We start from the raw sequence: 12,416 nt of genomic DNA on the forward strand, positions 1-12,416 counted from the left end.
TCGCGGACCCGCCGGGGCATCCTTCCGGTGTCCTCAGAAAGTCCTCAGACATTCGAAAAGGTTCGGCGCGACTGTTCCCGCAGGCTCTGAACCGGGTCCGCACCGGCGGCCCCGGAGCAGAGGGAGAGCTGCCGCAGTGACCACGGGTCATAGCACCGCCGATGCCGTCGGCATGGGCCAGGGCGGTCTGCAGGAACAGAGCCGACGGGCCTGGCGAAAGAGATCCGGAGAGACCATCCGGAACAGCTGTGACACGGGGGGCCGGGGCGGGCGGCGGTCACCGGATGTCGTACGTGCCCCGGCTCAGCCAGCGACGGCCGAGCAGGTCTATACCGACCTGGTGGCACAGAATGGCGCGTCCGTTCGCGCGTACCTGCTCCGTCTGACCCGCAACCAGAGCATCGCCGAGGACGTCTATCAGGAGACCCTGCTACGGGCGTGGCGTCACCGGCAGAGGTTGGTCGGCCGGGAGGGCTCGATCAGGAGCTGGCTGTACACGGTCGCGCACAACGCCGCCGTGGACCAGCTGCGTGGACGACGGTCGCAGCCGGTGGGCGGTGATGTCTGGGACAGTATCCAGCAGCCCGTTCCGGACCATGCCGATGCGGTCGTGGCCAGTGCCTGCCTCATGCCGGCCCTACGCCGGCTGACCGCGGAGCACCGTGACGTGATCTTCGAGCTCTACTACCGTCGCAGTACGGTGACCGAGGCCGCGAGATCCATCGGCATACCGCCGGGAACCGTCAAATCCCGGGCTCACTACGCCGTCCGGGCATTGCGGGCCGAGCTGGTGTCGGCGGCTTCGTCCGGTTCGGGAAGCCCTTCATGAGCCGGCGGCACACCTCCGGGTTCAGCATTCTCGGCATGGACCGGGATCCGACCCCCGGAGACCCGGATCAGATCGATCAGCTGGCCCGCTTCTACGAGGAGATCCGGGACGACGCCCAGACCGGTGTGCGGGTCCTCGGGCGGGGCGGATCATTGTCGAGAGCGCGCGGCGAATCGATGGAGAAGCTGCGGGACATGCTCGACAGCCTGCCACGCAAGCTGCAGCAGGCAGTTGACTCCTTCGACACGGCGGCACAGGCGTACCGCATCTACAGCCGGGCGCTGCGCGAGCAGCAGACCCGCATCGACACCGCGATGGATCAGGCGACCGAGGCCGTGCAGGTGGTACGGCTTGCCGTGCCGCGAGTGGCTGTCGATGCCACATCGGAGCAGGAGGCGGCGGCGCGGGCGTCGGCCAACGAGATCGCCGGCGCACGGGACCAGCTCTCGGCCGCGCAACGGCTAGCCGCCGACGCCCGCCGACTGCGGGAGGCCGCGTCAGCGCGATGCAATCGGACGCTCGACGACGCCGCATCGAAGGCCATCAAGCCACCGCCGAGGCGCAACTTCTTCCAGCGCATCGGCGACTTCTTCCGGAACAACCCAATCCTCCGCTTGATCATCGACATCGCGATCGCTGTCGTCGGGGTGCTGCTGCCGGTGGTCGGCATCGTGCTCGCCACAGTGGCCCTCGTGGTGACGGTGGCGGTCCAGGCTGCGAACGGAAACTTCGAGTTGGGCACGCTCGTGGTGGGCCTGGTGGCTCTCGTACCCGGAGCGAAGCTGTTCGGTCCGTTCGTGCGAGGTGCGAAAGCGGTAGCACCCGGCCTGGTGAAGACGGCCGGCAGCGGAGCCGCGGCATTCGGCCAGTTCGGCCGGAACAACACCGTCATCAGTGGCCTGCTCCGGTTGGGTGGCCGCGGTGGTGGCTTCGGCAACCAGGTGGTGGCCGATTTCGGTAAGGGCGTGGTGGAGGAGGTCGCAACCGTCGGCCTCAACAAGCTCGGAAAGGCCAACGACGCAGACTTCAACGCCGCCTCGATCTTCGGCGGTGCGGCGGCGGGTGCCGCCGCCGGAGGGCTCGCCGACGGCTTCCGGAAGGGCTTCACCGGTGACCCGGATTTCGATCTCTCTCCCGGTGGTGGCACCGAGGGCTTGTCGGGGGCGAACACCGCACGTGGTGGTGACGGTGTGCCCGCCGGTGACGTTCCCAGCGGGGATCGCGCATCGGCCACCGAACCTGTCGCCGCGGGTAGCGGGCCGCCGGGTGCATCCACCGTCGTCGACACACCGGCGAGTAGCCCGGCACCGTCGTCTGCTTCCGGCGGCGACGGCTCTGTCGGCGACGTCCCGGCACCGACTGCTGCTCCACCGCAGCCAGCTCCAGCACCGGTGATCAGCGGCGCACCCGCTGCCGGCGGTGGGGCCGGCGTTGCCGATCCGGCCACCGCTGCTCCTGCGCCGACGCGACCGCAAGGAACGGGCGCCCCGGCAGGACAGGGGCCGGGCACGTCGGGTTCCGTGCCCGAGGCTGGCTCCCCGAAGGGGACGCTCCCCGACACCAGTGGATCCTCACCGCCGGGGGCGGCCGCCGGCGGACCGACCACCGGGGGAGCAACGCCGCAGGGACCGGTGGCGGATGGTGGCACGGCGGATGCGCTACCGGGATCGGACCAGCCCGAGGCGGTCACCGAACCGGCGGCCAAACCGGTAGACGCCGGGCCGGTACAGCCGGACGCGCCCCCGAACGGCGAGGAGGCACCGGACGTCCGCAAGGTCGACGAGGAGCCGGCCGGTGAGAAGTCCGTCGAGGAGCGCGCGGGCGAGGCGGTGACGGGGATCGTCTCCAGCGGTGCGAGCGACGCGGCATCGGCCGCCATCGAGAACGAGGAAGCCGAGGATCCGCCGACCGACGCGCTGGTCGAGGCGGCAATGAAGGCGGGATTCGTGTTGGGCGCAGCTGATGCCGCCACGGGGGCGTCAACGTCCGACCACGACACCGGCATCACCAGGAAGTTCCGCAGGTAAGGGCCCACCGGCTGCCCGCCGGTGGCTGTTCAAGAGATCAAGGAGTGTCACCATGCCGGATTTCGCGGTCAACAGTGAAGAGACCGCCCAGACCTCGGCGGCGCTGCTGAACGACTTCTCGCAGCTTCAGGACAAGCTGGTCGAGGTACGTGGCAAGGTGCAGAACCTGCTCGCGCAGGGCTATCGCACCCCGGCCGCCCAGCAGAAGTTCCAGCCGTTCTTCGACGAGTTCGCCAAGGGATTCGACCAGGTGAACCAGGGCCTGCAGGGCATCGGCAACTACGTCCGTTCGGTCGGCGAGGCATTCGCCTCCACCGACCAGGACCTCGGCTCGCGTCTCGGCTGATCGCCGTTTCCAACGGATCGGACACGCCCGGCGTGCGCAAGCGCTGGGCGTGTCCGCTTGAGAAGAAAGGAGGAGGGTCGAGATGCGGCTCAACGTCAGTCTGGTCTCCGACGCCTCACCTGCGGCGGAGCCGCTGGTCGTGGAGGCGGAGCCGGGGACCTCGGTGGGGACGTTCGCCGCGGAGCTGGCCGACGCCGTCGGCGGTCGTCCCGGCACGCTGTTCCACGGTGCCCAACCCCTGGACCCGGGACTCTCGCTGGCCGCAGCGCGGCTGGGTGCCGGCGCCGAGTTGGGCCTGAATCGTCCGGCCCGGCCAACGGCAGGTCGGGCGGGTGCGGTGGAGGTGCGCCTGGTGGGCGGCCCGGGAGCCGGCGGGATCGTGCTCCTCCCACCCGGGGAGTACGAGGTGGGCAGCGCGCCCACGTGCCGGGTACGCCTTGCCGGTGCTGTGCCGCCGGTCGCCGCTCGGCTGCTGGTCACTGTGGACCGTACGGTCGCGGTCACCGCGGTCACGGCTGTCGAGTTGGATGGCGTTGCCCTGGACGGCACCGCTGAGTGGCCGGCTGGCCGTCAACTGGCGGTCGGCGGCATCCTGCTCGAACTGGCAACCGGCGTGCCGGTACGCGCCCCGGTGACCCGTGCGGCGGACGGCTTCACCTGGGAGTTCAACCGTCCGCCGCGATTCTTCCCGAAGATCATGGGCGGGCAGTTCCGGCTGCCCGCCGCGCCGACCGAGTCCGACAAGAGCCCGATCGGCCTGGTGACGTTGCTGCTGGCCCCCGCGATCGGCGCGCTGGTGGGCATTCTCGCGACAGGCAACTGGCGGTTCATCTTCCTCGCGCTGGTCTCTCCGCTCGCTGCGCTGCTGACTCAGTTCGGTGCCAAGCGCCGCGGTAGGCAGAGTTACGCCGAGCGGATGCAGGAGTACGAGGAGAAGCTTCTCCGGGTCCGTGCCGACATCGACGAGGCGGTGTTGGAGGAGCAGCGGGCCCGCCGGTACGCCTACCCGGATCCGGCGTTGACCGGCCGGATCGCGACCCTGCCGGGTGAACGACTGTGGGAGCGGCGCTGGCGTGACGACGATTTCCTCGCCCTGCGGGTCGGTACCTGTTCGATGCCGTCGGGGGTGCGGGTGGAGGATCCGGCGCTGGACGAGCACCGCCGAATCACCGCGCCCGAGCTGGGCCAGGTGCCGGTGGCCGTGGACGTTCGCGACAGCGGTGTGGTCGGGGTGGCCGGGGACCGCCTGGCCCGGCTGGCTCCCTGGCTGGTGGCGCAGGCGGCCGTGCTGCACAGCCCCGACGATCTGCGTATCTGTGTGCTCACCGACGCCGCCGGTGAGCAGCGCTGGTCGTGGCTGCGCTGGCTTCCCCATACCCGGGCCGACGGCGAGGAGGCGTACGTCCGGATCGGCACCAGCGCCGAGTCGGTGTCGCGGCGCATCGCCGAGCTCAACCGGGTGATCGCGGCGCGGTCGGCCGGTGACCAGGCGAGCGGGCCGGAACGGGGTGGTGCAGCCGGCGATCCGGACATCCTGGTGGTGTTCGACGGTGCGCGGCGGTTGCGGTCGATGCCCGGCGCGGTCACGCTGTTGCGGGACGGTCCCGCCGTCGGCGTCTACGTGATGTGCCTGGAGCCGGAGGAACGGCTGCTGCCCGAGGAATGCCGGGCGGTGGTGGTGTCCGGCGCGGACGGCGCGTCGCTGCGGACCGCCAAGACGGCGCTGGTCGCCGGCATTCGCGCCGACGAACCGGACGCCGGATGGTACGAGCGGGCGGCCCGGCGGATGGCGCCGTTGGGGGTGTCCGGCGACGGCGACGAGGCGGTGCTGCCGCCGTCGGCACGGCTGCTCGACGTCCTCGACCTGGAGCCGCCGACGCCGGACAGGATCGCGGCGGGTTGGGCGGTCCGGCCGGCCAGCACCGAGGCGGTGCTCGGCGTCGGGTTGGACGGCCGGTTCGCGATCGACCTGGTACGCGACGGCCCGCACGCCCTGATCGCGGGAACCACCGGAGCCGGCAAGTCGGAGTTGTTGCAGACCCTGGTGGCCACGCTGGCGGTGGCGAACCGGCCGGACGAGATGACCTTCGTGCTGGTCGACTACAAGGGCGGTAGTGCCTTCGCCGAGTGTGAACAGCTGCCGCACACCGTCGGCATGGTGACCGACCTGGACACCCACCTGGTCGAGCGGGCGCTCACCTCGCTCGGCGCGGAATTGCGCCGTCGCGAGCACGTGCTGGCCGCGGCCGGCGCCTCCGACATCATCCGCTACCAGGAACGCCGAGCCCGGGACGCGAGCATGCCCGCGATGCCGCGGTTGGTGCTGGTGATCGACGAGTTCGCGTCGATGGTGCGCGAGCTGCCGGACTTCGTCACCGGGCTGGTCAACATCGCGCAGCGCGGCAGATCTCTGGGGATTCACCTGGTCCTGGCCACCCAGCGGCCGTCCGGAGCGGTGACCCCGGACATCCGGGCGAACACGAACCTGCGGATCGCCCTGCGCACCACCGACCAGGGCGAGAGCCGGGACATCATCGACGCACCCGACGCGGGTGAACTGTCGCCGCGCACGCCGGGTCGGGCGTACGCCCGGCTGGGCTACGCCGCGCTGCTGCCGTTCCAGGCTGGCCGCATCGGCGGCAGACGACCGGTGCTGGGGGACCGGGCCGACGAGGTGCGCGTCGAGGTCACCCACGTGAACTGGTCACGGCTGGGCGACCCGGTTCCGGCCCGCCGCTCGTCGGCTGCCACGTCTGGTGGCCCGGCCGACACCGACCTGCGGGAACTCGTCGCGGCTGTCGTCGCGGCGACCGACAGGCTCGGGGTGCCGCGGCAGCCGAGCCCGTGGCTGCCGGCGCTCACCGAGGTGGCACAGTGGGCGGATCTCCCTCAGCCGCCCCCGGCCACGATCCCGGGCGACCTGGGTGCGGTCGCCTACGGCATCGTCGATCTGCCCGCTTCGCAGAGCCGCGAGCCGTTGCTGTTCGACACCGACCGTACCGGGCACGTGTTCTTCATCGGATCCGGCCGCAGCGGCCGTTCGCAGGCGCTGCGTACCCTGGCGGTCGCGCTGACCACCCGGCACTCCAGCGCCGACCTGCACCTGTACGCCGTCGACTGCGGCAACGGTGCGCTGCTGCCGCTGGTCGGGTTGCCGCACTGCGGCGCGGTGGTGGACCGGCTACAGACCGAGCGCCTCGATCGCCTGCTGACCTGGTTGAACAGTGAGTTGACCAGACGGCAGGCCTGGTTCGGTGAACAGGGCGTCGCGGACCTGGCGGAGCAGCGGCGCAACGCCGCCGCCGATCGGCGACTGCCACACGTGGTGCTGCTGGTCGATCGTTTCGAGGTGTTCGAGCGAGACTTCGCGACGTACGACAACGGCAGCTATCTGGAACGGCTGACCCGCCTGCTGCGTGACGGTGCCGGCGTCGGTGTCCACGTCGTGCTGGCCGGCGACAAGGTGCTCGGCTCGGGCCGGTTCGCCGGCGCCACCGAGGAGAAGCTGGTGTTGCGCCTCAACGACCGCAGCGACTACTCCCTGCTGGGTCTCAACCTGCGCGACGTACCCCCGGAGCAGGCACCGGGCCGGGCGATCCGGCTGGCCGACCACGCGGAGGCGCAGATCGCGGTCCTCGGTCCGGACCTCAGCGGGCAGGGACAGGCGGCGGAACTGACCGACATCGCCAGGCAGATCACCGTGCGGGACGCCACGGTGCCGGGGACCGCCCGGCCGCGCCGGTTCGCGGCGTTGCCCGACCTGATCGGGTACGCCGAGATGCGCCGGATGCTGCCGGAGCCGGGCCGTGCCCTGACCGCGATCGTCGGGGTCGGCGGCGACGAGGTCGTCCCGCTCGGCCCGGACCTCGCCGACATTCCGACCTTTGCGATCGGCGGGCCACCGCGTTCCGGCCGGAGCACCGCGCTGCTGTCGGTGGCACGGACGCTGCTGGCCAACGGCACCGGACTGCTCGTGGTCGCGCCGCGGCGCTCGCCACTGCGTGACCTGGCCGGGCAGCCCGGGGTGGCCGCGGTGGTGACCGACGCGGGCATCGCCGCGATGGACTTCCGGGATCTACTGAAGAGCATTCCGGAGGACACCGGGACGGTGGTCATCGACGACGCCGAACTGCTCGCCCAGTCGGACATCGACGGAGACCTCAACACCCTGGCCCGGGGTGCGGCAGGCAATGGGTGGGGCCTGGTGGTCGCGGGCAACGCCGAGGCGCTCAGTCTCGGCCTGGCCGGTTGGCTGACCCAGCTCAAACGTAACCGGGCTGGCCTGTTGATCGCACCGCAGAGCATCACCGACGGGGAGCTGATCGGGATGCGGATCCCACGGGGGATCGTCGGGCAGGCCGCCCGGCCAGGGCGTGCCTACCTGCATCTGGGCGACGGGGTGCTGACGGCCGTGCAGGTGCCGAAGGCGGACTGACAGTACGGGATCCGGTGGCGCCGGCTCGGCGTCGCCGGATCCCGTGGTGTTCGGGCGGCCGGTCAGGTGAAGCGCAGCGTTCCGGTGATCGCGTCGAAGACGTCGTACAGAGCGTCGGCCAGCGGCAGGTTCGGACTCATTCCGGTGACCACGAGGTACGATCCGGGCTGTCCCGGCACGGGAATGATCGTGTGCATGGCGACCATCACCGCGGACGTGCTCTCGGTCAGCTCGACGACCTCGGTTCCGGTGATCCGGGCGACGGTGCCGATCGCGGGCAGGGTGGCCGAGGTGACGGTGCGATCCCCGTGGCCGTTGATTCCGGCGGGGCGAGTCAGTTGCTGGGCGATGTCGGCCACCGATGGTTGCGTACCGTCCGGGACGGTGATCCCGAAGGCCGCCACGAACGCCATCAGCAGCCCGCCGTCGTCGTCGCGAGCAATCATGCCGGCCGCGGCCGCGGCGCCCTGCTGACGAGCCGCCCGCAGCAGGCGGCGTGCCTGGCGCAGCGCGTCGTCGACCGCGCTGCGCTGTTCGGCGGTGGACACCGCAGCCCGTAGCTCGCGTTGTTGCCGGCTGAAGTCCTGCCCCGCCAGGTCGTAGTCGAGCCAACCCTCCGGCACCTCGAAGGTAAATGATCCAGAGGTCGGTACGGGGGCGGTCACCGGCCACCGCCGAGGCTGTCGCCACTCTGGTCATCGACGGCGGTGAAGGCGTTGAGAATCACGTCGATCGCCTCGACGATGTCGTCGCACTCGTTGCGCAGCTGCTTGCGGCCAGCGTCCCAACGGTCCTCGAAGTTCTCCGCCGCGTCCCGGACCGGAGGTCCGACGGTCCGGTTGAAGTCCGCCGAGCTGCGCTTGACGCTGATGGTCCGCAGCACCTGCCGCATCGCGTCCGCTGCCTGTTGAAGATCTTCGCCCGGGATGACGATGTCTGATCTGGCCATGCGCCCGTCACGTCGGACACCCCGCGACGGTTCGGCGAATGTGACCTGGAACACAAGCCTCGAACCGGATCGGTGGCCCGGTCGTGAAGACCGCACCTGTCGAGCCCGATCGAAACGGAGGTGTCATCGTGTCCCGCACCCCGGTCCGCGCTCTGGCCGCCCCACTTGCCGCGGCCCTGCTCCTGGCGGGCTGCGCCGGGAACGAAGCCGCCGATCCGGCGGCGGCGCCCGTTCTCGCCGGTGGTGAGATCAAGCTGGTGGACGCACCGGCCTCCAGCGCCGGCCTGACCGGCGACGGTCGCGACGACAATGCCGCGGCAGCCAGCCCAGCATCTCCGGCGGCGGCCGGCACGACGCCTCCGGCGCCCGACCCGACGGCCCCCGGCCCGCAGGCCCCGGCCAAGTGGGTACAGCTCTCCACCAACAAGGCCACCATCGGGGAAACGGTGACGGACGTAACCGGGTTCACCCTCTACAGCTTCGCCCGGGACCCGGCCGAGCCGCCCGCCTCGGCCTGCACCGGCACGTGCGCCGAGAGCTGGCCACCGGTACTGATCCAGGCCGGGGGCCGGGTATTCGTCGACGGATTGCAGACCGACGACATCGGTGCGATCCGGCGGCCCGATGGTGGCGTGCAGGTCACCATCGCTGGCCGGCCGGCCTACCGGTTCGGTGGCGACACGGTGCCCGGCGACCTGAATGGACAGGGCGTCGACAACGTGTGGTTCGCGTTCGGGCCCGATGGAAAGGCCCTCGACGCACTGATCACCACGGCGGAGCTGAAGGCCGCGAAGCCGGATCGCACCAGCACGCTGACCGCGAAGGAAGGCAAGGACGGCCCGATCGTCGTCGACGACGACGGCGCGACGATCTACCGCTTCGACGGGGACGACACCGACCCGCCGGCCAGCAACTGCACGGACGCGTGCGCCGCACTGTGGCAGCCCGTGGTCGCCAGGAACGGCGGCAAGGTCAAGCTCAAGGGCATCGACGGCGACCGGGTCTGGTGGCTGAGCCGCAAGGATGGGACCAAACAGGTGACGTTGGACGGATCGCCGCTCTACCGCAACGTCGCCGACAAGAGCACCGACACGATCATCACCAGCGCCGCCACCCAGGGCTGGACGGCGGCCCGATGATCCGCCGTGCCGTCCTGCTGCTGCTCGCGGCGCTCACCGCCGTCCTGGCCGTACCGGCGGCCGTCTCGGCCGCTCCCGACGAGGTGGTCAAGGTCGCCGTGGTGCGAAGCCCCGAACAGAACGGCGGGCGCGCCGACTCCCTGGCACAGATCGCCCAGCGAACGCTCGGCGACCCGGCCCGCGCCGCCGAGATTCTCGACCTGAACCGGTCCCGTCCGCAGAGCGACGGCGGTGCCCTCACCGACTCCGGCGAGGTACGTCCTGGATGGGTTCTGCTGCTGCCGGCCGATGCGACGGGGCCTGACGTACGGCTCGGCCGGATCGGCTCCACCGCAGCCGCCGACAGCACGCCGTTGCTCACCTGGAAGGTCGCCGCCGCGCTGCTCGGCGCGGTGATCCTGGCTCTGCTCAGCCTCCTGGTGATCTTCCGCCGCCGGATCGTCGCCCGGCTTCGCCGACGTCGCCGCGCCTACGCCGACAACGCCCGGTGGCACCGCCAGATCCAGGAACGGATGCGTACGCGCGCGCAGCTGTCCGCCGAGTTCGCCGCCGACCAGAATCGTCCCGCGCTGGCCTGGCAGGCGTCCGCCGAACTGACCGCCGATCAGGTCGAGGCGTACGCTCTGCGCGTGGACACTGGCGCGGTGACCGCCTGGGTCACCGCCGACCACACCCCCCGAACGCCCTGGCTGGCCGAGGCCGACGGTGTGTGGACGCGCCCCGTCGACGCCGACGCCGGACGGCCCACCCGGGGTGACGAGGTCACGCCGTGCCTGGTGCGGGTCGGCGGAGACGACAACGGAACCCTGTTCGTGGATCTCACCTGGCTCGACGGCGTGCTGGCGATCGGCGGATCGGCCGGGGTCGCCATCGACGTCCTGGCCAACCTCATGGCCGACCTGACCCGCTTCCGTCCGGATCTGCCGGTGCTGTCGGTGCCGGGACTCGGCGGCCAGCCACCCGGCCTGCCACAGTCCGCACTACGCCTGCGATCCGTCACTGAGCTGCGGATAAGTGACTCTGGCCCGGAGACCGACGACGGGATGGTGCGCCTTGCCGCCCGCCGCCGCTCGCTCACCGCCCTGGCGGTGATCGCCGAGACGCCGTCGTCCGACGAGGCAGCGCATCTGCTCGCCGCCTGCGGGCCCGGCAGCGGGCAGGTCGCGATCGTGCTCGGCGATCTTCCGGGCGCGCGGTGGCGCTGGCACGCTGAGGCGGACGGAAAGGTCCGGCTGCCGGAGATCGGTGTGACGGCGACCGCGCCGTCCCGCTAGGCCACCGATGAAATCTCACGCCGGCCCGAACAGGACCGCTTCAGGAAGGCTCGCGATGTCCACGACCACATTCACCGCCGCCCCGGCAGCACCGGTGCGGCGCATCGGCCAGGCCCGGGTCGCGTACCTGCTGCTCTGGACCTTTCTCCTGGTCAACCTGGTGATCCTCCAGGTCATGTTCGCCCATCCGAGCCGGCCGGTGCCCAACACCCTGACCGGGATCGGCCGTTTCCTCGGCCTGCATCTGGGTTTCGTGATGGCACTGCAACTGCTGCTGATCGGTCGGGTGCCGTTCCTGGAACGGCGGATCGGCATGGACAAACTCACCAACTGGCACCGCTGGACCGGGTTCGCGATCTTCTGGCTGGTCGTACTGCATCCGACCTTCGTGATGCTCGGCTACGCACAGCTCGACCGGATCTCGTTCTTCGCCGAGATCCCGAACCTGGCCAAGCAGATGCCGGTACTACTCGGCATGATCGCCGCGGTCCTGATCGGCGTCATGGCGTTCACCTCGGTACGGATGGCCCGCCGCCGCATGTCGTACGAGACCTGGCACGCCATCCACCTGGTGGTGTACGTGGTGATCGTGCTCTCGGTGATCCACCAGATCTACGAGGGCGCCTCGTTCGCCAACAGCGACGTCACCAAGGCGTACTGGTGGGGGTTGTGGGCCTTCGCGGTCGGTTCGTTGCTGATCAACCGCCTGTTCGTGCCGCTGGTGCGCAACTTCCGGCACCGGCTGCGGGTCGTCGCGGTGGTGCCGGAGACCGACAACGCCGTGTCCGTCTACATTGCCGGCAACCGCCTCGACCGGCTGCGCGCCCGTCCCGGCCAGTTCTTCTGGTGGCGCTTCCCTGGGCACAACTCCTGGTGGCAGGTCAACCCGTGGTCGCTGTCCGCGGCACCCGACGGCCGCACGCTGCGGCTGACCGCGAAGGCGATCGGCTCCACCAGCGCCGGGCTGCGGCAGTTGCCGGTGGGCACCCGGGTCTACGCCGAGGGCCCGTACGGTGCCCTCACCACCGCCGGCCGTACCCGGGAGAACACACTGCTGATCGCCGGCGGCATCGGCATCACTCCGATCCGGGCGCTGCTGGAGGATCCGGAGCTGACCGGAGACGTGGTGGTGCTCTACCGGGCCCGCACCCCCGCCGACGCGGTGCTGATCGGTGAGCTGCGCAATCTCGTACAGGCCAGGGGTGCCCGCCTGCATCTGCTGACCGGTCGCACCGCCGACGGCAGCCAGCCGTTCAGCCCGGAGAGCCTGCGCGGCCTGGTACCCGACATCGCCGAGCGGGACGTCTATCTGTGCGGTCCCGCGGCGATGGCCACCACCGTGCAGCGCAGCCTTCGCGCGCTGCGGGTCCCGGCCCGCCAGCGACATGTCGAGGCGTTCCGGTTGGGGGTGTGAATC

At 70.8% G+C, this 12,416-nt stretch carries 9 protein-coding genes; 7 read left to right on the forward strand and 2 right to left on the reverse strand.

What is annotated here, in order from left to right:
• Nucleotides 1–340 precede the first annotated feature (340 nt).
• From KBX50_RS26685 to KBX50_RS26700, 4 genes are all read left to right on the forward strand, one after another.
• Nucleotides 341–829 carry a sigma-70 family RNA polymerase sigma factor gene (locus KBX50_RS26685; RefSeq protein ID WP_307871082.1) on the forward strand — a complete coding sequence of 163 codons (489 nt, stop codon included), beginning with the start codon at nucleotides 341–343 and terminating at the stop codon, nucleotides 827–829.
• Nucleotides 826–2,856 carry a hypothetical protein gene (locus KBX50_RS26690; RefSeq protein WP_210940430.1) on the forward strand — a complete coding sequence of 677 codons (2,031 nt, stop codon included), beginning with the start codon at nucleotides 826–828 and terminating at the stop codon, nucleotides 2,854–2,856. The genes KBX50_RS26685 and KBX50_RS26690 overlap by 4 nt, the downstream gene beginning before the upstream one ends.
• 52 nt (nucleotides 2,857–2,908) lie before the next feature.
• Nucleotides 2,909–3,202, forward strand: coding sequence for a WXG100 family type VII secretion target (locus tag KBX50_RS26695; protein ID WP_093402533.1), 294 nt, complete (start codon nucleotides 2,909–2,911; stop codon nucleotides 3,200–3,202).
• Nucleotides 3,203–3,284: 82 nt separating this feature from the next.
• The gene (locus tag KBX50_RS26700) at nucleotides 3,285–7,637 is read left to right on the forward strand and encodes an FtsK/SpoIIIE domain-containing protein (RefSeq protein ID WP_210940431.1); all 4,353 of its coding nucleotides are present in this window, start codon (nucleotides 3,285–3,287) and stop codon (nucleotides 7,635–7,637) included.
• Nucleotides 7,638–7,699: 62 nt separating this feature from the next.
• Here the strand turns inward: KBX50_RS26700 and KBX50_RS26705 are convergent, their stop codons facing one another.
• Both KBX50_RS26705 and KBX50_RS26710 read right to left on the reverse strand, forming a co-directional pair.
• On the reverse strand, nucleotides 7,700–8,302 hold the full coding sequence (locus tag KBX50_RS26705) for a hypothetical protein (protein WP_210940432.1): 603 nt from the start codon (nucleotides 8,300–8,302) through the stop codon (nucleotides 7,700–7,702).
• Nucleotides 8,299–8,586 carry a hypothetical protein gene (locus KBX50_RS26710; protein WP_210940433.1) on the reverse strand — a complete coding sequence of 96 codons (288 nt, stop codon included), beginning with the start codon at nucleotides 8,584–8,586 and terminating at the stop codon, nucleotides 8,299–8,301. Before KBX50_RS26710 ends, KBX50_RS26705 begins: the two co-directional genes overlap by 4 nt.
• 128 nt (nucleotides 8,587–8,714) lie before the next feature.
• Between KBX50_RS26710 and KBX50_RS26715 the strand changes: the two genes are divergently transcribed.
• From KBX50_RS26715 to KBX50_RS26725, 3 genes are read left to right on the forward strand one after another with little or no spacing between them, the layout of a single operon-like run.
• Entirely contained in the window at nucleotides 8,715–9,725 is a 1,011-nt protein-coding gene (locus KBX50_RS26715) for a hypothetical protein (protein WP_210940434.1), read from the forward strand.
• Nucleotides 9,722–10,999, forward strand: a complete 1,278-nt coding sequence (locus KBX50_RS26720) for a hypothetical protein (RefSeq protein WP_210940435.1) — start codon at nucleotides 9,722–9,724, stop codon at nucleotides 10,997–10,999. Before KBX50_RS26715 ends, KBX50_RS26720 begins: the two co-directional genes overlap by 4 nt.
• Before the next feature lie 55 nt (nucleotides 11,000–11,054).
• Nucleotides 11,055–12,413, forward strand: a complete 1,359-nt coding sequence (locus KBX50_RS26725) for a ferric reductase-like transmembrane domain-containing protein (protein WP_210940436.1) — start codon at nucleotides 11,055–11,057, stop codon at nucleotides 12,411–12,413.
• Nucleotides 12,414–12,416 lie beyond the last annotated feature (3 nt).

Origin of the sequence: Micromonospora sp. C51, assembly GCF_018070435.1 — a bacterium.
Lineage (GTDB): Bacteria > Actinomycetota > Actinomycetes > Mycobacteriales > Micromonosporaceae > Micromonospora > Micromonospora sediminimaris.